Genomic DNA, 20,667 nt, shown 5'->3' with positions numbered 1-20,667 from the left:
TGAAGGAGAGAGGAGGTTGTCAATTGCTCTTGTTTGTATCATATCTATTTGTTTTTTCCTATTAGCTAGTTTAGGACTATATACTACTTTTGTTAAAAAAATAGATGAAGAGTATTTTGGAAATTTGCTTGAAGATACATCAGGATATTTTTTTTGTTTGGCTGAATAGGAAAAGGGCTGCTTTGGATGTGTAAGCGAATATTCCCGAATCGATATTATAAGATTATATTTCGTTTGATTACATGCTCCTTTAGTTGTTTATTTCTTTTCTGTGCTACATGTATATGGTTTTTAGATTGGAACGGTTTATTTTAAATAGTAACGTTCTCAAGTTACTGTTTTTCTTTATGCAATAAAACGCTTTGTAAAGCTAACTGTTTTTGTTCTTTTGTTAAGAGAGAATCGAGGGGAACCTTATCTGGTCGCGGAACAATTTTATGCATAAGGTTACTTGCTGAAGGGTGATGTTCAGATCCAATGGGAGAATGAGGATCAGCATGGGTAAGTTTTCCATGAATGCGTCTTGTAAATAAAATATGTCCGATTTCATGAGCGAGTGTATAAATGTTCCGCATAGGTGCAGCTGAATTTGTCAAAATAATATAACCGGTAAGATGATTTTGCTTTGCTAAAGAATAAGCACAAGCAATGACCGATTGTTCTTGAAAGTAGTTGCTTCCAATATAGCAAATATAAATATCACAATTTGGAATTTGTGAAGCGCATGTATGAAAAAAGGATGAAACTTTTGGTTGTTCTTGAATAGAGGCAATATAGCTAATTTCATAATCATCAAAGCGGAAGGAATCGTCTAATGTAAGGACATCTTGAATGCGAAACGATATAGGATGCCAGATGAATTCGGCAACGGCTATATCTTTTGCGATACGATTATTTGTAATATTAGATCCTGGTGTAATGCAGATGCATATGTTTATATACGGGGACATGGGAAAACACCTCAAAAGAAAACAAAGTAGTGCTATACAGTATGACAGAAAGCCAGCATGTGTATAGATGGAATCACTATAAGAAGTAATTTTATCCTGCAGTAGCCTGGTTGGTGAGGCCTCATAATCAGTGAGGGATGAAGCCCCCAGCGATTAAAGCTTCCCTTTATCCCCTTATTGACGTTAGCAAGATTCTTTACATTTATACAGCGATTGAAAAAAATAATTTCAATCTATTTAGATTTTAGGTGAGTTAGGGAAAATATTTATGAAATGGGTACATGCAAAGACTCGCTTTTTTTGTGTACTAGGTGCACTATGTCAATAGAAATTATGATTATTATAGAGAGATTTTTGTGAAGTGGCTTATTAACAGCTGTTTTTTTACAGATAAATAAGTGTAATTAGAATTCAGAAAATATTCATAGTTAAATGAAGTAAGTGGCATTTCTTTTTGATATAGTAAAAAAAAGGGGGCAAATATATGTATACATTAAAAATTGTTTCAGACCGAGAAGCTGTCTATCAGTTTGCAAGTTATGTGAAAGTTGTTCAAGGGGTAGAGAACGTATATGTAGAGGTAGGGGAGCCTTTATATGAACACCCACTCATGAAATTTTATGTACATATTGCAATTCAAGAAGCATATGAAAATGAAAAGGCACTGAAAGAAATTGCAAGATTAGTAGAATTAGGACGGTTTACATATGTTCATTACCGAAATGAAGAAATTGAACAGGCATTTGAAGCAGTAAAATATGAAAGTTTTCAAAAATAACGAAAAGAAAGGGAAGCGAATGCTTCCCTTTTTGATGGATCAATTTTTGAGAAGATAAATTGTCATACTTACAGTATTCTTTGTTTAAAATAGGAAAAAATAATACGAGGTTTGTTATGATAAGAAAGGAGAGTTTTTATAATGGGATATATTGAAGAGTTACGGAAATCAGTTGGTACGAGGCCGTTAATTCTTGTCGGATCAGCCGTCATTATTTTAAATGAAAAGCAAGAAGTATTCCTGCAATATCGTTCTGATACATATGATTGGGGAGTGCCAGGGGGCGCAATGGAACTTGGAGAAACGACAGAAGAAACGGCTCGGCGAGAATTATTTGAAAAGACTGGATTAGAAGCAAAGATATTACAATTTCTTGGTGTTCTGTCTGGAAAGGATCTTTATTATCGCTATCCAAGCGGGGATGAGATTTATCATGTTATTCATCTGTATCAAGCTCATCATGTTAGTACAAAAGTAGAATTAGATAAAGAAAGATCGAGTATTGCATACTTCTCTATTCAGAAATTGCCCAATTTAAATAAGATAACGGAAAAAATATTACAAAAGTTTTTCTATACGCTAACAGAATAGAAGTCTGATATTTACCTTATTTTAAATATTTTGATTCTTTAGGGATATTTATAGTATAATACATATAGATAGGCATCTTATGTTATTCCATCTAAAAATTTATTAGGATACATAAGAGAGGGGTAAGTATAAGATGCAGAATGTTGTGATTACAGCAGCAGTTCGTTCACCAATCGGAACTTTCGGAGGAGCGCTAAAAAATGTAACACCAGTAGAATTAGCGGTTCCTGTGCTTCAAGAAGCTGTAAAACGAAGCGGAGTAGAGCCTCATGAAGTGGACGAAGTCATTTTAGGGCACTGCATTCAACGAACGGATGAGGCAAATACAGCGCGAACAGCTGCATTAGCAGCAGGATTTCCAGAAACAGTTACAGGTTATACGATTCAGCGTCAATGTTCTTCAGGCATGCAAGCGATTATGTCTGCAGCAATGCAAATTCAGTTAGGTATGAGTGATGTGGTCGCTGCAGGCGGAGTAGAGGCGATGAGCTCTAGTCCCTATGCGTTAAAACAGCACCGCTGGGGACAGCGTCTTCAGCACGGCGAAATTCGTGATACGGTGTGGGAAGTTTTAGAAGATCCTCTTCATCATATGATGATGGGTGAAACGGCAGAAAATTTAGTTGAACAATATAATATTACAAGAGAAGAACAAGATGAAATTGCGCTTCGTAGTCATCAGCTAGCCCTTCAAGCTATTGAATCTGGTTATTTTGATAACCAAATTGTGCCGCTCACAATAAAAGAACGAAGAAAAGAAGTTGTGTTTTCGCAAGATGAACATCCGCGTGCTGACATTACAGCGGAAAAGTTGGCCAATTTAAAACCGGCATTTCGTAAAGACGGTTCTGTAACGGCTGGAAATGCATCAGGTATTAATGATGGTAGCGCTGCTTTAGTGCTAATGAGTGAAGAGAAAGCGAAGGAAAAAGGTTTGCAACCATTAGCGAAGGTTGTAGGGTATTCAGTAGCCGGAGTAGATCCTAAAATTATGGGAATTGGTCCAGCGCCAGCAATTCGTAAAGGATTAGAAAAAGTGAATTGGTCGTTGGAAGATGCCGACTTACTGGAAATTAATGAAGCTTTTGCGGCTCAATATTTGGCGGTCGAAAAGGAACTCGGTTTAAATCGTGAAAAGGTAAATGTGAATGGTAGTGGCGTGGGTCTTGGTCATCCAATTGGATGCACAGGAGCACGCATTACGGTAAGCTTAATTCATGAATTAAAAAGACGGGGTCTTGAAAAGGGAATTGCTTCCCTTTGTGTTGGCGGCGGTATTGGAGTAGCATTATTTATAGAAGCATTATAAAAAAGAAGCGGCAGTGACCGCTTCTTTTTTATGATTGAAATAAATGATGGAATAATCGCTCGCGATTTTCGAAAAAGAGTTTTGTTATTTGATAGTGCCCGGTTTCTTCTTAATGTTACATTTAGATGAAAATGGAGCGATGGTAATGTCTGAATAGCAAGTAAGCAATAAGGATAAACCGTGAAATTATGCATTTGCTCTTTTTATAAAGAGATGCTTTTTAGAAAAGGGTCATGTTTATTCAATATATAAATCTCAATTCATCGAAGATTTTGTTTCTAGTATAGAAGCGAATACGAGGGTAAGACAGCTTGCAAGGAAAAGAATAAATTGTAAAACTCCAAATCCTAATCCTTCTCATCCATATGTATGTCTCTTTAAAAGGAAAATTAACACTGTAGAAAAAAGACCAACTAGTGCGGGAATATATTTTATTATTTTTAAATGCTTCCAAAAGAAAAAACAGAGATATGTACTTATGAAAAGCGGTATGAGAATCAGAAAAAAGACGAGTGTTATAGACAAAAATATTCCTCCTTCCTCTTTATTCCTGATGATAAAAAGTCTATCATTGAATGTGTAGATATGCCAATGTGAAAATAAGTATTGCATAGAAATGAAGGAAGTCGTTATGATAAAGTAAAACTTTAATCAGTGGGAGGGCTTCATCCCTTATTGATTATGAATCCTTGCCAATCGGGCTGTTACTGCCCTGAAATGGCGGGGTAAAGTGTGCGTGTTATACATATAAATTCATGCGTTAGCTATGAAAAAAGGAGATGTTCTCTTATTTTGTTTCATGCCGCATGGCGCTAAAGTAGACTTCCGTTTTCATATTTTACAAATAGAGAGTATAATAGTATCCAGGTTTACAAGTGTTGTTTACGGGATTTTCACTATTTCCGTTCTATATAAAATGAAAGCAGTATTTTGTTAAATGAATGAAAGTGTTAGGAGTAATAGAATTATGAAAGTATGGAAAAGTATTTGTATTTTATGTAGTTGTCTCTTGATATTAAGTGGTTGTTTTCAAAAGGAAGAAAAGAAAGAACCGAAGAAGACGAAGGTAGAAGCAATTCCAGTGACGGCTGAATATGGTGGGAAAGAATTGAAAAAAGTTGGACAAGCTGTAAAAGAAAAAGGATGGGGAACATTTAAATTACAAAAATTGAAACACGTAAATCAAACATTCGAAGTAGCCCCAGTGAAAATTCATGTACAAGATGTGAAAGTTATTGAGCTATCACAAATGAGTAAAGAGGCAAAGGATACATTGAAAGTTTATACAGCTTTAAGCCCAGAGGAAGTGCAGCGCAGACTTGGAGATAAAGTGAGTCAAGAAGATGCTGAATTATATGCTTCTTTAAGTGGTCAAGAAATTAAGGACACGATACGTTATGTTGAAATTTCATATAAAGTAGAAAACAGTGGAGATAAAGCCATGCAGTTTTCCGCTATAAATGATGTTATGATTAATGAAACACAGCAATTCAATGTAACAAAGCAGAATTTCTTATATGAAGAGAATACAATCGCTGGCACAGAAAGTGTATCAAGAGAGGAGTATAACCCAGGTGAAACGAGGGGTGGTATGATTGGGCTGATACTTGAAGATGGAAAAACAGATGTTACAAACATTTCATTTACAACAGATGTTCTCGCAAGTAAGGATACGCATGAAACAATTTCAGAACCAAAAACGTTCAACATTGCGCTATCTAAATGAAATATCATGAATACAAAAAACAATCAGCTTTCTGTTTCGGCTGATTGTTTTTCTATTTCTTTTACGTACGTATCTACTTTTTGAAACTGTTTTTTAATTTTAAAAGCATCTTTTTGTTCTTGAAATTGTTTTTCATTATACGGTCCAAATCGTTTATTTTGTTTGATATCAATAATCCAATAATACTCGTTTTGTTTATTCGTTAATGTTGCCTCAGGATTATGTGGATCTGATGTTTCCTCAATTTGTTTTGCGGTAATGTATCTATCATCCCAAGCAATTTCTGTTATGTTTGCGGGGATATATTGTGTCGCATATACAGCATCTTGTGTTGGGAAAAGTTCAAATGCATTCCCGGAAGTATTAATAAGTTCATATTCCTCATTAATAGTATAAGTTGGATGATTTCCGCTTCCTGTACAACCTGTGAGTAATATAGTGACAAATAGAATGATCCATCGTCTCAATATGAGTACCTCCTTACAATGCTGTTGTAACACATTGTACAAGAAATGAGAAAGAAACGCTAGTTTACAATGTTTTTTAGAAATGATACGATGAAACGAGTAAAGAAGGATACGAAGGAGTCGACATAAGATGAAGTTAAAGATGCATCGCCCAGCGGTGGTAATGAATCGCATTGGTGCTTCCATAATTGATATGTTTCTAATCTCTGTTTTATACGGGGTGATTGTAGCTATCATAACTGGAAACTACAGTGCGATTTTTAATCGTTTTAATGTTAGCTTGGGTGATTATCGATATGATCTTACACTTGTTTTTCTATTAATGGCTATTTATTTTATTTTTCTTCCCTTTATTTGGAATGGTTGTACCATTGGGAAAAAAATGACTAGAATAAAACTTATATCATTAACAAAGGAAACGTTAACGATACAAATGCTAATGGTACGTTTTTTTGTATTGTTAGTACCGAACATAGTATTTCTTGGAATCCCAGCAATATGTAATGTATATATGATGCTATTTCGTCAAGATAATTGTGGATTCCATGATTTAGTTACAAAGACGAAAGTAATGGGTCTCGTTTAAGAGAGAATAAAGAATGGAAGACAAGTATAGGGTGAATATAAGGAAGTACTTTTCTATATGATTCTCTCTATAGAGATGAAGGATGTATGAGCGTTAGTTTTTCTAACATTCGTACATCCTTATTTTTTAATCAAATTACATTTATCTCGCTATTTTAGAGCGCCCGATTAGTAAGAGTTCATCATTCGTCAGGATGAAGAAAATCTCCACTGATTAACATTTCCCTTTATACATATTTCGTTAGTGTCTTATATGAGTCAGAAAAAGAAAACTAGATTAAAGTTGCTGTCGAGGGAATGGCTGTTCCTGCTTGCGGATTTATCTAGGAAAGGAGTATACTGAAGGACGGTAGGACTTTTAGAAGGGGTAATGACGATGAAACTTGCAGGAAAGGTCATCGTTGTAACTGGCGGTGGGATTGGTATTGGTATTGGACGCAGTACAGCTCTTTTATTGGCAGCAAAAGGTGCTAAAGTGATTGTAACAGATATTGATAGAGAAAGCGGACAAGCGACAGCAGAAGAAATTGTAAATTTAGGTGGAGAAGCACGATTTGTATCTCATAATATGGACAGACAGAGGGAATGGCAACATGTTATTGATGTTGCCATTGCTGCTTATCATCGCATTGATATGTTATTTCATAATGCTGTGTTATATAAAATTGACGCTATTTTCTCTGATCAACAAGGAAACGATTCCAATGCACTTTGTATGAATGACGTTTCGATCGAAATAAAACAATTGACGTCATCATTTATGAAACAGCAAGAAGAAGTGATGCTAACGGATTTGCCTATCTTCGGTGTTATTAGTGCAAAGAAGCAATCATTTCATACAGCTGAAACCCTAGTATAATAGTGGAAAACCGCCCTCGATTTGTACGTAAACACAAAGCCTTTTAGGTAGACCATTTTAAAATGGAAAATCCATATGGTGGAAGTGTAACTTGTAATGAATTTGTTTCTGCTGCAAATTCTTCATTTGTATATAAATTAATGACTTTTTTACTAGAAATATGAAACGGCATAGGAGCCGAAATTTCATGAGTTGTTGGATTTAAAACAAAGAAAATCGTTTCTTCTCTATATGTCTTCGTATAAGAGATATAACCTTGCTTATCATTTGCCTCAATAAATTGAAAGGTTCCATGACCACCAAATGCTTTATATTGTTTTCGTAATGAAATTAATGTTTGTACATGTTCAAATAAGGCTTTATCTTGCTTGTCTTCTTCCCAAATCATGCATTTTCGGCAACCGGGATCCATGCCGCCATCTAGCCCAATTTCATCACCATAATAAATGCATGGTGAGCCGATAAACGAAAGATGGAATACGTAAAGAAGTTTTACCTTACCTTTGTTACCGCCACATATTGTTAAAATTCTAGGTGTATCATGGCTACCTAATAAGTGAAAAGCTACCTCATTTACATTCATGGGATAGGAATGAAGAAAAGCTGTAATTTGCTCCATAAATGTACTCGGTGCTATTGTTTCATATGCAAAATAAGAAAGAAGAGCATTTGTAACTGGATAACTCATGACGGCATCAAATTGATCGCCCTGCAGCCATGGTAGTGCATCGTGCCAAATTTCACCTACAATGTAGACTTCGGGTTTAATCGATTTGATTTCGCTACGAAATTCTCGCCAAAATGCATGGTCAATTTCATTTGCTACATCAAGACGCCAACCGTCAATGTTACATTCTTTTACCCAATAGCGTCCTACTTCCAGTAAATATTCTTTAACTTCAGGATGAGCGGTATTAAATTTTGGCATTTGCGGTGTAAATGCGAATGTATCATAGTTCGGACGTGGCTCGGTTACAATCGGGAATTCATGAATATGAAACCAGTCTTTATATAGAGAACACTCGCCCTTCTTTATAACATCTTGAAATTTATCGAAAAAGTATCCGCTATGATTAAAAACGGCATCAAGCATGACTTTAATTCCTCGGTTATGACACTCGTTTATTAACCTTTTAAAAATTTCTTTCGTACCAAATTGCGAATCAATTTCCGTATAATCAATTGTGTCATATTTATGATTGGAATGTGCTGTAAAGATCGGAGTAAAGTATATACCAGAAATACCGAGTTTCACGAGATAATCAAGATGTTCAATGACGCCAGTAAAATCTCCACCGAAGAAGTTTGTTGGTGTTGGATCTGTACTCCCCCACGGAAGAGTATGCTCAGGATTCCGTGTAATATCTCCGTTTGCAAAACGTTCTGGGAAAATTTGATACCATACTGTATCCTTCACCCATGATGGTGCTGTAAAGACATCCTTTTCATGAATAAAAGGGAAACAAAAGAAATTCCCAACGTCATGATCTGGAATTTCAGAGAAGAAGCCTCGCTCTGTATAAATAAGTGTTTCATCGTTATTGTGTAGTTTGAATCCATATCGCAAACGTTTAAATTTTGGTGTGACTGAAACGAACCAATAATCAAATAAAGCGCAAGATCCAGTCTTTCTCATAGGAGTTTGAGTTGTAATCCACTTTTTATCTTTCCATTCATAAGGGTCGCCATGAACAAGTAGGGCTTCATTTACATCATCCTTTTTTGTGCGGAGCTGAATATGAAGTGTACGTTTATTGTAAGCGTATGCATAATGTTCTTTCGGTCGATGATATATTGCTTCTTGCAACATAGAGAAAAATCCCCTTTCATTTTTTATAAAACAGCAATATATTACAAACGATTGTTTTTTATGTATAACGTTGTTTATAGGAGTAGAATTTATATTTTCATTCGTATTTATTTTTTGTATATGTTTTATGAATTATTTTGTACAGTGGCTAATCAATATTAGCTTTATTTCAGTTGGAAAATAGATTGTATGACAGAGTTATTGTTTACAAAGATAACTTTAAATATGATTTAGTTAGCTATAAGTGACAATTATTCGTCATTAGCTTATATGAAATGGTAGCGAAAAATAGTATATTATAGTATAGGAAAATAAACCTATATCCTTTACAATACATGAAGTGGGAGGATATTCGTTTACATTGATATAATTTATTAAAACGCGAAAGAAATGGGACTTTCTTTTTTCTATAACCCACAAATTTGCAAAATCAAAATAGATGAAGAATAAGAAGAGAGGAGGAGATTGTATGACAGTTACGATTAAAGATGTAGCGAAAAAAGCGAATGTTGCGCCATCAACGGTGTCTCGTGTGATTGCTGATAATCCAAGTATAAGTGAAAAGACGAAGCGGCGAGTTCGTAAAGTTATGAGCGAGCTCGGATATCATCCGAATTTAAATGCAAGAAGCCTTGCCAATCAAACGACGAAAACGATCGGTCTTGTTATGCCAAGTTCTGCAAATAAAGCATTTCAAAACCCGTTTTTTCCAGAAGTTATTCGTGGGATTAGTTCGTTTGCTCATGTTGAAGGGTATGCTTTATATATGTCAACAGGTGAGACGGAAGAAGAGATTTTTAATGGAGTCATCAAAATGGTGCAAGGACGTCAAATAGGAGGCATTATCCTACTATATTCACGTGAAAATGACCGGATTATTCAATATTTAAATGAACAAAATTTCCCGTTTGTTTTAATCGGAAAACCGTATGAGAAAAAAGACAAAATTACATATGTTGATAATGATAACTATACAGCTGCAAGAGAAGTTGCAGAATATTTTATTTCTTTAGGACATAAACGAATTGCATTTATTGGTGGTGGCTCCGATTTACTCGTAACAAAAGATCGCTTAGCTGGGATGAGTGATGCTTTAAAGTTAGCGGATATTCAGTTACCGAGTGAATATATATTCCATTTAGATTTCTCAAGGGAAAGTGGTCAGCAAGCTGTAGAAGAATTAATGGGATTAGAAGAACCACCAACAGCAATTATGGCTACAGACGATCTAATTGGCCTCGGTGTATTAAGTGCCCTTACAGCAAAAGGGATTTCCGTACCGAAAGATGTTTCGTTAGTGAGCTTTAACAATGCGTTGTTATCCGAGATTGCGAGTCCACCTTTGACAACAGTAGATGTCAACATTTATCAATTAGGTTATGAAGCTGCAAAAGCATTAGTCGATAAAGTGGAGCATTCAGAATCAAGTTCAAAATGTATTGTGATTCCACATAAATTATTGAAACGTCAGACTTGTGAGTATTATGAAAAAAGCTAAGAGTGTTCATGAAGTGCACCCCAACTGTTAGACCGCGTCTAACAGTTGGAGGTGCATTTCATTATCTTTTCGCTGTTTGTTTTAAGAAATTTTCTAAACGATCGCAGCCCTCTTTTAATGTTTCCATACTATACGCGTAGGAAAGACGGATATATCCTTCACCGTAATCTGAAAATGCTGTTCCAGGAACAACAGCAACTCCAGCTTTTTTCACAAGGTCAATAGCAAAGTCAAATGATGAAGAAGTGAGATGACCAACATACGGGAAGAAATAAAAGGCGCCCGTTGGTTTTTCGACAGAGAGCCCCATTTGTATGAGTCGATTGTAGACATAATCACGACGTTTTTTATATTGATGGCGCATCATTTTCGGTGCATCTTTTGCTGCTGTTAATGCTTCAATTGCGGCATATTGAGCAATCGAAGTTGCGCAAGTTACATTATATTGATGAACTTTTAAAATATGTTCTGCTAAATATTGTGGGGCAAATAAAAGACCAATGCGCCATCCTGTCATCGAATGTGATTTAGATAAGCCGTTAATAACAATTGTTTTATTGCGCATGTCTGGAAACTGAGCGATAGATCGATGACTTTCTTCATAGACAAGTTCGCTGTAAATTTCATCAGATAAAACGAAAATATTTTTATCTTTTAATACATTTACAATATCCGTTAGTTCTTCTTTTGATAGTGTAACACCAGTCGGATTAGAAGGATAAGGTAAAACAATGCATCTTGTTCGATCTGTCATTGCATTTTGAATCGCTTTTGCTGTTAAACGAAATCCTGTTGGACGAACATCTACAAAAACAGGAGTTGCACCACAAAGTCTAATGATTGGTTCATAGCCAGGATAAATAGGCGCGGGTAAAATAACTTCTGTTCCAGGTTCTAAAATAGTACGGAATGCAATATCAATCGCTTCGCTAGCCCCAATTGTAATGATGGTTTCGTTTTCAGGTGTATAGTGTAAGTTATAATTTTCCTTTAGAAAATTGCAAGCTACTTTGCGTAACTCTAGTAGACCAGCATTATGTGTATAACTTGTATAATTTTCTGTGATTGCTCTCTTAGCAGCTTCTTTTACTAAAGAAGGAGTTGGAAAATCAGGTTGCCCAATTGTTAAAGAGATAATATTGTCATAGTTTTGAATCATATTAGAGAATTGACGGATACCAGAAATTTTAATATCCTTCACTTTTGGATTAATAAATTGTTCCATGTTGACTCCCTTTCTTCGGCTTGAAAAATTATATTTATTTTATCATATTTTTAATTTTTTCGCTTTTCAGCGAAAAAAAAGTCGCTTTTCAGCGACTTTTTAATACCCGTATTCCCAATCTATTTCATCTTCATTCCAAAGTACGGAAGAAACTTTTCCAAGATGTATAACCGTTTCGTTTACAGCGCAAGTACAATTTTCATCTCCAGTTTTGTTTTGTAACTCTTCATACACTGACTTTTCAACATTTTCGAGGACGACTAGATTCTCCTCTTTTAAAACAAGGGTAGTTCCTGCCATATTTATCTCCTCCTACTAAAATAATGATTACTTATTTATAAACATAGATAGTATGGATTATATGTTTGATGTTGTTATAGTTGTCCGTATATTTGGCTTGTTGTGCTTTAATTTTTAATCCGTATTCATTGTATACTGCATCATAGTAATTTGGTACATGGTTTACAATCATTTCGGAAAGTTGTAACATTTCTTATTGTTTGTTCACAAATGATTTACAAATATAAACGGAAAAATCTAAATTTTGAAACAAAGTAGACTTTAAAATGATATAATCAAATCAAAATACATATAGGAGATGAAAGGCTATGGAGCTAATCCGTGATTTAATGATCCAAGTTGCGATTATTATTTTGCCGCTATTTTTATATGAAGCAATCCGTCTTAATCATTATCAAAATATGCTTCCAAAGCCCAATTGTTATTTTATTACATTTTTGTCCAGTGTTACACTTGTGCTTTCGATGACATATCCAATTTGTTTTGGAGAGATTTGTAATTTTAATTTTCATGCGATTCCAATTATGAGTAGTTTCTTATATGGTGGAATGATTGGTTTGATTCCAACTATGATTTTTCTCATATATGAATGGTTTTTACATGGTTTCAATTGGTTTCGGATCATAGAGGTCATTGTGTTAGTCATTATCCCATTATTATTATCAAAAAAGTGGACAGTCTTTCCAAGAAATAAAAAGCTTATTTTATCATTTATTGTCGCGTCTTTATATGTGCTAATCTGTCTCGTAATAGAAATATTTGATGTGTTATTAGGAACTGGATTTACCTCTTCTACTTCACATGTATATAGCGGGTATATCGTTGCTTTATTTATTATGGTGATGACAATGGTATTTCAAGTATATTTAACAGAGTACTTAAATGAAAATGTATTACTGCGTGCAGAAATGCAAAAATCAGAAAAATTAAATATTGTTAGTGAGCTAGCAGCAAGTGTCGCACACGAAGTTAGAAACCCTCTTACTGTTGTGCGTGGTTTTATTCAATTACTCGATAGTACAGAAGATGTGAAAAATAAAGAGTATATGCGTCTTGTATTAGCTGAATTAGACCGAGCAGAACAAATTATTTCTGATTATTTAAATTTAGCCAGGCCACAAATTGAACAAAAAGAACATATTTGTTTATCTGCACAATTAATTGAAATGACTACGTTAATGTCTTCATTTGCAGCAATGCAAGGTGTGTATTTACAGGTTGAAATCTCTGAAAATCTTTATACGATAGGTGATAAGACGAAATTGAAGCAAGCGATTATGAATGTTGTAAAGAATGGCATCGAAGCGATTCAAGAAAACAAAGGCTATTTAAAGGTTACTGCTATTCAGAAAGGTGACACCATTATTGTGCGAGTAAAAGATAGTGGAATTGGCATGACGAAAGAGCAACTAGCGAGACTTGGACAGCCTTATTACTCATTGAAAGAAAAAGGAACGGGCCTGGGGCTTATGGTAACATTTCGTATTTTACAAGCACATAACGGTACGCTGGAATATAATAGTGAAAGTGGGAAAGGGACAGAAGCGATTATTACATTACCAGCAGTTAAAAATAAGGAATAAAAGTTACCGTAAAAGGTAACTTTTTTTATATGAAAACTTGATTATTAGATAGTAAATTGTGACAAGGTGACACTCATGGATTTTTTTCTTGTTTTACACGAACAAATAGATTTTTAAAGGATTGAAATAAACTTTGTTCCTTTGATGCGGCAATCATGCGCTTTGTTTCTTGAATTTCACGAATGACTTGCATCAGTTGAGCATCACGATTATTGTCTTTATTATAAATTTGCTGGATCAGTTTATTCATTTTTTCTTCTTGTTTGGATTCACGCTTATACATATGATTCATTAATAAGTCCATTTTTTCTTTTTGTAAAGCATCGGTATGAGCTGCATGATCGACAAGCTCTTGTAGCATTTTTCCTTGTTTTCCTTCTTTTACATATACTTGTTGCATTAATTCATCAAGTTTTTCATCTTTCAAACGGTTTTGCGTAATGAGCGTAGAGTTTTGATGAATAATTGCTTCATTCAATTGAGCTAACATTTCAAGCTTTAACATGAATTCTTCAAAATTACGATTTTCATCTTTCTTTTGCATGTCTTGCTGCTCTTTTGTAACATTGATTTCCACGGGCGGATGATCTTTTTCCTTTAAAATAATCGGAATCGTTTCTGTAATATCTTCTTGTAAAGTAGCTGCTCGTTCATGAATTAATTTTAATAGCTTTACATCATCTAGTTTGTATATACGAGCATCGGCAGTTCTTGCAATGTTATAACCATACTCTTCTAAAAGTTGACTATATTTTCGAACTATATGTTTTGGGATTCCTGTTTTATTTGTGACATCTTTCGTTTTATAGATTGTCTCCATGATATTTCCTCCCCAAAAAGTATCGTATATATCAATTCCATATTTTATGTGGACTTCCTTTGAAAAAGAATGTCGTAAGTCTAGAAAAATTCTACATAATTAGCGAAAGTTTGAAGGGAAATGAATGTTTTTTGACGCAAATAAGAGAGAGAATGAAAATAATGTCTGAAAACAAATGGATAAAAAGTTTGTTATAATAGCCTAGTCAAAGAAAAGGATTTAAAAAGCGGAGGCATACGTATGAAACAATTGAAAGGGATTATTATTTTAATCATTGCAGTTCTTTCTATTTTAGTGGCTGTTTATGAAGCACTTATACCGACAGAACAAGTAAAACAAAAGGACGGTACATATGATCAAGTTCTAGAATTTCCGAAAGAGCGTTATCCAGAAACCGGAAAGCATATAGAAAATGCAATAAAGGAAGGACATTCTAAAATCTGTACGATTGATAGAAATGGCGCTGGCGACAGACGAAAGCAATCTTTAGCTCCATATCCACCAAAAAAAGGATATGATCGTGATGAATGGCCGATGGCAATGTGTAAAGAAGGAGGCAAGGGGGCCCATATTGAGTATATTAGTCCTGCTGATAATAGAGGAGCTGGCTCATGGGTCGGTAATAAGTTGGATAAATATCAAGATGGTACACGTGTGAAATTTGTAGTGAAATAACGGAAGACAGGAGTGTTGTTTGTGGAATTAACAATTTCTTATGCGCAGTTCATTGTAATGAATTACGATGGACCACCACCGGATATAGAGTGGACGGATGAGGCGTTTGAGAGAGGATATGTGCAAGCGGATGATGCGGTTATTTTTGAAGCAATCTCTGATTATACATGTGAAGTAGAAGGATATGTAGGTCAGCATAGAGAGAGAGAAGGGATTGTAAGAAAGGTATCTGTTCCTTTTGTTGTAAAAGATGAGGGAGTGTTTGTGAAAAGTATTCTTTCTAATACAGTGCATATTGACGTTCCAAAAGGAAATTATATGTTAGTGTTGCAAGTGATTCCCCTTGAAGAGCCAACAGATGATGAACTGTATAGAGTGCGATATGAGTTATATTTTGAAAGAGAAGAATAGTTACGACACTACGATTTGAGAAGAAAGCGAGTTACATAAAAAATAGGTATCCCTATCGAGTAGGATACCTATTTTTATTAAGCGTTCGTTTTCAGTAGTGTACGAGCTTCTTTTGCAGCTTCAACCATATGTTCTAAAGCAGGTAGAACTTCTTCTGTTCTTCTTGTTTTTAACCCGCAGTCTGGATTAATCCAAAAGTATTTTGGGTTACAAACTTTTAAAGATTGCTCTACAATTGTATACATTTCTTCTTTACTTGGTACACGTGGACTATGAATATCGTAGACTCCTAGACCAATTCCTTTTTCATATGTCGTATGTTCGAGTGTATGGATAAATTCTCCGTGACTTCTTGATGTTTCAATTGAAATCACATCAGCATCTAACGCGCGAATCGCATCGACAATATCTTCAAAATTGCTATAGCACATATGTGTATGAATTTGTGTTTCATTTGCCACAGAAGCTGTTGCTAAGCGGAATGACTGAACTGCCCACTCAATATATGAATCCCAGTCCTTTTCTTTTAATGGCATACCTTCGCGAAGAGCTGGTTCGTCAACTTGAATGACTCTAATACCTGATGATTCAAGTCGTTCAACTTCATGACGAAGCGCTAGTGCAATTTGGTAAGATACTTCCTTGCGAGGGATATCATTTCGAACAAATGACCAATTTAGAATTGTTACAGGACCTGTTAGCATACCTTTTACGACTTTATTTGTAAGACTTTGTGCATACACAGTTTCTTTCACTGTCATGTCGTTAATAAATGCAACATCACCGTAAATGATTGGTGGTTTCACACAGCGCGAACCGTATGATTGCACCCAACCGTTTTTAGTAAAGGAGAATCCAGCAAGCCGTTCACCGAAGTATTCCACCATATCAGTTCTTTCGAATTCACCATGAACAAGTACATCAAGACCAATATTCTCTTGGTAGCGAATCCACTTTTCGGTTTCTTTTTCAATAAAGTGTTCATACTGTTCGTTTGTAATCTCGCCATTTCGCCATTGTTTACGCGTTTGACGAACTTCAGGAGTTTGCGGAAAACTACCGATTGTCGTTGTAGGAAGTAACGGTAATTGTAAAGCTTTTTGTTGCAAATCATAACGTTGTTCAAATGGAAGAGGACGAGAGAAGTCTTCTTCTTTTAGAGATGTTCTCGCCGTTTGAACATCTTTCCGATTTCTTGCAGCAGAAGAACGGACTGCTTCATGAGCGTTACGATAAGTAGTGATTTCTATTTCGATACTGTTCAAACCTTCAGAAAGGCCACGTTTTATATGAGTAAGTTCTTCTAATTTTTGGTTTGCAAATGCAAGTGCATCAAATAGTTCCGGTGATAAATGTGTTTCTACTGTCTTATCAACTGGTGTATGTAATAAACTACACGAAGGCTGAATGATCCAATCTTTCGGCGCAATGTGTGTCTTTAATGCTTCAAATAAAGTGAAGACCTCATCAAGATTGGCTCTCCAGATGTTACGGCCATCTATACAGCCGATAGCTAATGTTTTCTCGGCCGGAAATCCATGTTCTACAATTGCTTTTATATTTCCTTCTTTACCGTGAACAAAGTCCAGTCCAATGCCGGCTACTGGGAATGTAATAAGTTCTGTATAGTTTTCTTCAACACTATCAAAATATGTTTGTAAAATTAAGTTTGCACTTGGAACTTCTTTTTGAATGGTTTCATAAAGTTTTTTCGCCTCTATCATTTCCTCTTTTGTTAAGGAAACAAAAATAGGTTCATCAATTTGGATGAGTCGCGCTCCAGCTTCATGAAGCTCATGTAATAATTGTACATATGGTGCAACGAGTTTGTGTAAAATGGTGGAGAATTGATCTTGTGTATATCCTTTTGCTAATTTTAAAAATGTATAGGGGCCTAATATAACAGGCTTTCCGTCTATTCCTAATTCTCGCTTTGCTTCCTCATATAAGCGGAGTGGACGATTATCTTTCAAAGAAATATTTAGTCCTTCTTCATACTCAGGAACAATATAATGATAGTTTGTATTGAACCATTTTGTCATTTCAGAGGCTACATGATCTTTGGAACCGCGTGCCATTGCAAAATATATATCAAGGTAAGAGGAGAAGTTTGAAAAACGTGATGGAATAAAACCAAACATATAAGCAGTGTCTAGCACGTGATCATAATATGTAAAATCACCAATTGGAATGAAATCGATTCCTTTTTCTTTTTGAACCTTTAAATGTTGAAGATGGATTTCTTTCATTGTTGTTACAAATTGTTGTTCGTCAATTTTTTGTGCCCAGAAGGCTTCCAATGTTTTTTTCCACTCTCGCTGTAATCCAATTCGTGGATAACCTAAATTACTTGTGTGAAGTGCCATTTAAATTTCCTCCTCAATTATAAGTAAGCATTTCGGTTTACTTGGAAATACACGTAACAATAAGCATAAAAGGATATAAAATAACCTTAGTTTATTGTTTATAACACCTAATCATCATCCGTGAGTCTATCAGTGTTGTTAAAATAGGCAGGTCTCCTGGCTTATGCCTTATACAATTTCTTTCACCTTCCCTTTTAAATACAAATCGTTTCATTTGTGTACCTATTTTCCTCATTGAAAGGAATTTAACAAGCGAATATGATATTGAAACAAATTCTAACATAATTTTTAGAATTTTGTCTACTGTTTTAAAATAACAAAATTCTAATTTTTTGTTTCTTATGATCCGGAAAAATATATTAGGTAGTGTGAATTGTATGCTGGATCATTTTTGTCCCGATATTTTAAGGCAGTAAGACTCCCACCTCAAGATGCAGAGAGAAGCAAGGAAGATAGGTGGGAGATCAACTGCCCGTAACAGCCCGATTGGTGAGGGCTCATAATCAGTGGGGGATGAAGAAAACCCCCACTGATTAAAGTTTCACTTTATCTTAACTTACTTGTTTATGTTTCTTCTTTTCGCCTGTGAAAAGTCGCTCTTTACTCATTAATAAAATGCAAATATTTCTCAAAGATATTTTGTTTAAGAAATCGAAGTACAATTCATAAAGAATATTGTTATATACAGTTTGACTTGTACTATGAGAATTTCACAAAAAGCATAAAACATATTATGGTCAAATTTGACTAAAAGGCAAACTGTTTTCTTATGTCAAAATCTTCACGCCTATAAATAAGAACTTGAAACTTGGAGCTATAAGGAATAGGAAATCATATGCTTTTCTATTATTTAAAATGGTTTTTCTTTTCATTGTTGAATAAGAATAGAGAAGAGAGAAAAATGGTAAGAGCTTATGTATTGAGCGGATGGAGTGATAAGAAGTTGAAAAAGAATACGTAAGCAGGCTGGGACGTGCGCAGTAAAGATGTACAGTTGATAGATCTAGAATGAGGTGAAATGAGTTATGAGAGCATGGAAGTGTATTTCAAATCAAGAAATGTTTCTTATGCCCCTGCAACCTATTTTATGGATAGAAGGAGGAGGAAAAGGAGAAAAGGAGAGTACAGCTGTTCCAAATGTAACAGCAACTTTACAAATTCGTAGCATGGAAGAAGAGAATTTTTCATATCAAATTGTTTACGATATAGATGGTATTCTCTATATGCAGCTTGAAATCGAAAATAAGGGAGAGAAGGAGATTTCTCGTATAATTGTAAGTCACATGATTCGGGATCATTTTTTGTATGTACCTAATACATTAGAGATGAATAAAGGGACAGGAGAATTTTTATTTCAACTTGTTAGATGGCGAATTGAAAAATTGCTTCCTAACGAAAAAGCTCGGTTAGTTTGTCAGCTCAAAATAGCAAGGCCTAATATCCTTGATACGATGTCATTAAGCGCTACATATACATTTCAGTCCGCAGGAATAACTTACGGACCTTTGCAAACGAAAGAAGCGCGTATAATAAAACGATAAAAGGAACCATTTCATTGGTTCCTTTTTTAGTGAAGATTGTGTTTTTTTAGTAATTCTTTTTGCTCTATTCCTTTTTTACCTACATAGTTGTTTTTGTATCCGAAATATAGAATGAATAAGAATGACGCGACATTTATAATAGCATCAATTTGATCATGTGTAATAAAGGTTAATCCAAATGATTCAAATAGTAGTTTTAAAGATAAAAGAAATCCTGCAACAAAGCGTATAATGTCTGATACGTTTTCTTTTTTGGACATGATATTCCTCCTTGTTATCAAGCTTATATACTATATATATGAAATAGAATAAAAAACGAATACAAGCTTATAAAAAGAAAGGGTGCGAAATTCGTACATTTTTTTGAGGCAAAAAAACATTATTATTATAAAAACATATAGTATGAGTAAAGGAGGTTATACATGAAGCATAAAGGGAAAATTAGTGGGTTATTATTAGGAAATACAGTTGCAGTTACAGAGTGGATTGCTTTGCAGGATGTAATTGCCAAAATGGATGCTCGTTCTTTTTGGACCGTCCTTATTATTTATATTATACAAATGATATTCAGTTATTATTTTGGGCATCGTTATGATAAAAAGCAGGGAGAAAGCCATGACCGGTTAGGAATAAAAAGTAATGAATTTATGATAGATTTTTTTTGGAAAATGGCTGCCTTGTCAGAAAGGAATACCCACAAAGTTACTGTATACATGATTTCCATTTATGAATGGAGTGAATTAATAAGCAATTTGCAAGAGAAAAAAATAAATCAGTTAGTAAAAAAAGTAGAAAATATACTTGTAAATACGGTTCGGAAAAGTGATGTTGTGGCACGTTGGGAAGAAAATCAATATGTAATTATAGCGGTTGATAATGGATATGAAAATTCTAGTATAATCAATCGATTTTTAAATAATATAACGAAAGAACTAGAAAATGATATGGTGAATATTACATTTTTATTTGGAGCTGCTAGTTATCCGATAGAAGGAAGAACAATAGAAGAATTATTAAATAAGGCGAAAACGAATCTATATAAAAATAGGGATCTAAAACATCATAAATAGTAAAAAGTATTTCGTAACAATTTTATCTCTTTTGTTACAAAGAAATGGTCTTTTGTAACAAAAGTCTTTAAAAATACATGTAATCAGCATATAATTGTGATGG

General features: G+C 34.6%; 19 protein-coding genes, 3 pseudogenes and 1 riboswitch. Of the genes and pseudogenes, 12 read left to right on the top strand and 10 right to left on the bottom strand.

Features of this window, described 5'->3' with window-relative positions:
* Nucleotides 1-332: 332 nt before the first annotated feature.
* A complete protein-coding gene (locus tag MR063_RS01140; protein WP_242192896.1) occupies nucleotides 333-950 on the bottom strand; it encodes an ImmA/IrrE family metallo-endopeptidase in 618 nt (205 codons plus the stop codon).
* Nucleotides 951-1,434: 484 nt separating this feature from the next.
* Here MR063_RS01140 and MR063_RS01135 point away from each other — a divergent pair, with 484 nt between their 5' ends.
* The 3 genes from MR063_RS01135 to MR063_RS01125 all read left to right on the top strand — a co-directional run bounded on the left by MR063_RS01135 (nucleotide 1,435) and on the right by MR063_RS01125 (nucleotide 3,628).
* Nucleotides 1,435-1,728, top strand: a complete 294-nt coding sequence (locus MR063_RS01135) for a DUF3928 family protein (RefSeq protein WP_242192895.1) — start codon at nucleotides 1,435-1,437, stop codon at nucleotides 1,726-1,728.
* A gap of 141 nt (nucleotides 1,729-1,869) precedes the next feature.
* Nucleotides 1,870-2,319 carry an NUDIX hydrolase gene (locus tag MR063_RS01130; protein WP_242192894.1) on the top strand — a complete coding sequence of 150 codons (450 nt, stop codon included), beginning with the start codon at nucleotides 1,870-1,872 and terminating at the stop codon, nucleotides 2,317-2,319.
* A gap of 133 nt (nucleotides 2,320-2,452) precedes the next feature.
* Nucleotides 2,453-3,628: an acetyl-CoA C-acetyltransferase gene (locus MR063_RS01125; protein WP_242192893.1), complete on the top strand. Its 1,176-nt coding sequence runs from the start codon at nucleotides 2,453-2,455 to the stop codon at nucleotides 3,626-3,628.
* Nucleotides 3,629-3,656: 28 nt separating this feature from the next.
* Here MR063_RS01125 and MR063_RS22270 read toward each other — a convergent pair.
* Together MR063_RS22270 and MR063_RS21930 are read right to left on the bottom strand one after the other, a co-directional pair.
* A pseudogene (locus MR063_RS22270) lies at nucleotides 3,657-3,737 on the bottom strand (AAA family ATPase); the annotation flags it as partial.
* Between the two features lie 146 nt (nucleotides 3,738-3,883).
* Nucleotides 3,884-4,153, bottom strand: a pseudogene (locus MR063_RS21930) (hypothetical protein).
* Between the two features lie 439 nt (nucleotides 4,154-4,592).
* Here MR063_RS21930 and MR063_RS01115 point away from each other — a divergent pair.
* Entirely contained in the window at nucleotides 4,593-5,354 is a 762-nt protein-coding gene (locus tag MR063_RS01115; RefSeq protein WP_242193330.1) for a hypothetical protein, read from the top strand.
* A 23-nt stretch (nucleotides 5,355-5,377) separates the two neighbouring features.
* On the opposite strand, the gene MR063_RS01110 is transcribed toward MR063_RS01115, so the two are convergent.
* On the bottom strand, nucleotides 5,378-5,821 hold the full coding sequence (locus MR063_RS01110; protein WP_242143596.1) for a DUF3997 domain-containing protein: 444 nt from the start codon (nucleotides 5,819-5,821) through the stop codon (nucleotides 5,378-5,380).
* 130 nt (nucleotides 5,822-5,951) lie between these two features.
* On the opposite strand from MR063_RS01110, the gene MR063_RS01105 reads away from it, so the two are divergent.
* Nucleotides 5,952-6,407 carry an RDD family protein gene (locus MR063_RS01105; protein WP_242192892.1) on the top strand — a complete coding sequence of 152 codons (456 nt, stop codon included), beginning with the start codon at nucleotides 5,952-5,954 and terminating at the stop codon, nucleotides 6,405-6,407.
* A gap of 345 nt (nucleotides 6,408-6,752) precedes the next feature.
* Nucleotides 6,753-7,265 (top strand): annotated as a pseudogene (locus tag MR063_RS01100) (SDR family NAD(P)-dependent oxidoreductase); the annotation flags it as partial.
* A 43-nt stretch (nucleotides 7,266-7,308) separates the two neighbouring features.
* Here MR063_RS01100 and MR063_RS01095 read toward each other — a convergent pair.
* The gene (locus MR063_RS01095) at nucleotides 7,309-9,075 is read right to left on the bottom strand and encodes an alpha-glycosidase (RefSeq protein ID WP_242192885.1); all 1,767 of its coding nucleotides are present in this window, start codon (nucleotides 9,073-9,075) and stop codon (nucleotides 7,309-7,311) included.
* A gap of 469 nt (nucleotides 9,076-9,544) precedes the next feature.
* On the opposite strand from MR063_RS01095, the gene MR063_RS01090 reads away from it, so the two are divergent.
* Nucleotides 9,545-10,573, top strand: a complete 1,029-nt coding sequence (locus MR063_RS01090; RefSeq protein ID WP_242192883.1) for a LacI family DNA-binding transcriptional regulator — start codon at nucleotides 9,545-9,547, stop codon at nucleotides 10,571-10,573.
* Nucleotides 10,574-10,634: 61 nt separating this feature from the next.
* Here the strand turns inward: MR063_RS01090 and MR063_RS01085 are convergent, their stop codons facing one another.
* Together MR063_RS01085 and MR063_RS01080 are read right to left on the bottom strand one after the other, a co-directional pair.
* Nucleotides 10,635-11,798 (bottom strand): aminotransferase A, encoded by a 1,164-nt coding sequence (locus tag MR063_RS01085; protein ID WP_242192882.1) that lies wholly within the window; start codon nucleotides 11,796-11,798, stop codon nucleotides 10,635-10,637.
* A 99-nt stretch (nucleotides 11,799-11,897) separates the two neighbouring features.
* Nucleotides 11,898-12,098 carry a hypothetical protein gene (locus MR063_RS01080; RefSeq protein WP_242143590.1) on the bottom strand — a complete coding sequence of 67 codons (201 nt, stop codon included), beginning with the start codon at nucleotides 12,096-12,098 and terminating at the stop codon, nucleotides 11,898-11,900.
* Between the two features lie 308 nt (nucleotides 12,099-12,406).
* On the opposite strand from MR063_RS01080, the gene MR063_RS01075 reads away from it, so the two are divergent.
* The gene (locus MR063_RS01075; RefSeq protein ID WP_242192881.1) at nucleotides 12,407-13,681 is read left to right on the top strand and encodes a sensor histidine kinase; all 1,275 of its coding nucleotides are present in this window, start codon (nucleotides 12,407-12,409) and stop codon (nucleotides 13,679-13,681) included.
* A 73-nt stretch (nucleotides 13,682-13,754) separates the two neighbouring features.
* Here the strand turns inward: MR063_RS01075 and MR063_RS01070 are convergent, their stop codons facing one another.
* A complete protein-coding gene (locus MR063_RS01070) occupies nucleotides 13,755-14,501 on the bottom strand; it encodes a DUF3967 domain-containing protein (RefSeq protein WP_242192879.1) in 747 nt (248 codons plus the stop codon).
* A gap of 240 nt (nucleotides 14,502-14,741) precedes the next feature.
* On the opposite strand from MR063_RS01070, the gene MR063_RS01065 reads away from it, so the two are divergent.
* A complete protein-coding gene (locus tag MR063_RS01065) occupies nucleotides 14,742-15,176 on the top strand; it encodes a NucA/NucB deoxyribonuclease domain-containing protein (RefSeq protein ID WP_242143587.1) in 435 nt (144 codons plus the stop codon).
* A 21-nt stretch (nucleotides 15,177-15,197) separates the two neighbouring features.
* Nucleotides 15,198-15,587, top strand: a complete 390-nt coding sequence (gene comJ, locus MR063_RS01060) for a competence protein ComJ (RefSeq protein ID WP_242143586.1) — start codon at nucleotides 15,198-15,200, stop codon at nucleotides 15,585-15,587.
* Between the two features lie 77 nt (nucleotides 15,588-15,664).
* Here the strand turns inward: comJ and metE are convergent, their stop codons facing one another.
* A complete protein-coding gene (metE, locus tag MR063_RS01055; RefSeq protein ID WP_242192877.1) occupies nucleotides 15,665-17,953 on the bottom strand; it encodes a 5-methyltetrahydropteroyltriglutamate--homocysteine S-methyltransferase in 2,289 nt (762 codons plus the stop codon).
* A gap of 129 nt (nucleotides 17,954-18,082) precedes the next feature.
* Nucleotides 18,083-18,194, bottom strand: a riboswitch (cobalamin riboswitch).
* A gap of 784 nt (nucleotides 18,195-18,978) precedes the next feature.
* Between metE and MR063_RS01050 the strand changes: the two genes are divergently transcribed.
* Nucleotides 18,979-19,494, top strand: coding sequence for a hypothetical protein (locus MR063_RS01050; RefSeq protein WP_242192875.1), 516 nt, complete (start codon nucleotides 18,979-18,981; stop codon nucleotides 19,492-19,494).
* Nucleotides 19,495-19,520: 26 nt separating this feature from the next.
* Here the strand turns inward: MR063_RS01050 and MR063_RS01045 are convergent, their stop codons facing one another.
* The gene (locus MR063_RS01045; RefSeq protein ID WP_242192870.1) at nucleotides 19,521-19,754 is read right to left on the bottom strand and encodes a phage holin; all 234 of its coding nucleotides are present in this window, start codon (nucleotides 19,752-19,754) and stop codon (nucleotides 19,521-19,523) included.
* Between the two features lie 162 nt (nucleotides 19,755-19,916).
* Between MR063_RS01045 and MR063_RS01040 the strand changes: the two genes are divergently transcribed.
* Nucleotides 19,917-20,564: a diguanylate cyclase domain-containing protein gene (locus MR063_RS01040; protein ID WP_242192868.1), complete on the top strand. Its 648-nt coding sequence runs from the start codon at nucleotides 19,917-19,919 to the stop codon at nucleotides 20,562-20,564.
* Nucleotides 20,565-20,667 lie beyond the last annotated feature (103 nt).

This window comes from Bacillus cereus group sp. BfR-BA-01492, from assembly GCF_022662815.1.
GTDB lineage: Bacteria > Bacillota > Bacilli > Bacillales > Bacillaceae_G > Bacillus_A > Bacillus_A cereus_BD.
This window is presented reverse-complemented; position numbering and strand designations above follow the sequence as displayed.

Coding starts and splice junctions, on each gene's coding strand:
- MR063_RS01105 (WP_242192892.1), top strand. CDS start 5,952: ATGAAGTTAAAGATGCATCGCCCAGCGGTGGTAATGAATCGCATTGGT.
- MR063_RS01070 (WP_242192879.1), bottom strand. CDS start 14,501: ATGGAGACAATCTATAAAACGAAAGATGTCACAAATAAAACAGGAATC.
- MR063_RS01085 (WP_242192882.1), bottom strand. CDS start 11,798: ATGGAACAATTTATTAATCCAAAAGTGAAGGATATTAAAATTTCTGGT.
- MR063_RS01135 (WP_242192895.1), top strand. CDS start 1,435: ATGTATACATTAAAAATTGTTTCAGACCGAGAAGCTGTCTATCAGTTT.
- MR063_RS01095 (WP_242192885.1), bottom strand. CDS start 9,075: ATGTTGCAAGAAGCAATATATCATCGACCGAAAGAACATTATGCATAC.
- MR063_RS01125 (WP_242192893.1), top strand. CDS start 2,453: ATGCAGAATGTTGTGATTACAGCAGCAGTTCGTTCACCAATCGGAACT.
- MR063_RS01075 (WP_242192881.1), top strand. CDS start 12,407: ATGGAGCTAATCCGTGATTTAATGATCCAAGTTGCGATTATTATTTTG.
- MR063_RS01080 (WP_242143590.1), bottom strand. CDS start 12,098: ATGGCAGGAACTACCCTTGTTTTAAAAGAGGAGAATCTAGTCGTCCTC.
- MR063_RS01045 (WP_242192870.1), bottom strand. CDS start 19,754: ATGTCCAAAAAAGAAAACGTATCAGACATTATACGCTTTGTTGCAGGA.
- MR063_RS01040 (WP_242192868.1), top strand. CDS start 19,917: ATGAAGCATAAAGGGAAAATTAGTGGGTTATTATTAGGAAATACAGTT.
- MR063_RS01050 (WP_242192875.1), top strand. CDS start 18,979: ATGAGAGCATGGAAGTGTATTTCAAATCAAGAAATGTTTCTTATGCCC.
- metE (WP_242192877.1), bottom strand. CDS start 17,953: ATGGCACTTCACACAAGTAATTTAGGTTATCCACGAATTGGATTACAG.
- MR063_RS01130 (WP_242192894.1), top strand. CDS start 1,870: ATGGGATATATTGAAGAGTTACGGAAATCAGTTGGTACGAGGCCGTTA.
- MR063_RS01065 (WP_242143587.1), top strand. CDS start 14,742: ATGAAACAATTGAAAGGGATTATTATTTTAATCATTGCAGTTCTTTCT.
- MR063_RS01090 (WP_242192883.1), top strand. CDS start 9,545: ATGACAGTTACGATTAAAGATGTAGCGAAAAAAGCGAATGTTGCGCCA.
- MR063_RS01140 (WP_242192896.1), bottom strand. CDS start 950: ATGTCCCCGTATATAAACATATGCATCTGCATTACACCAGGATCTAAT.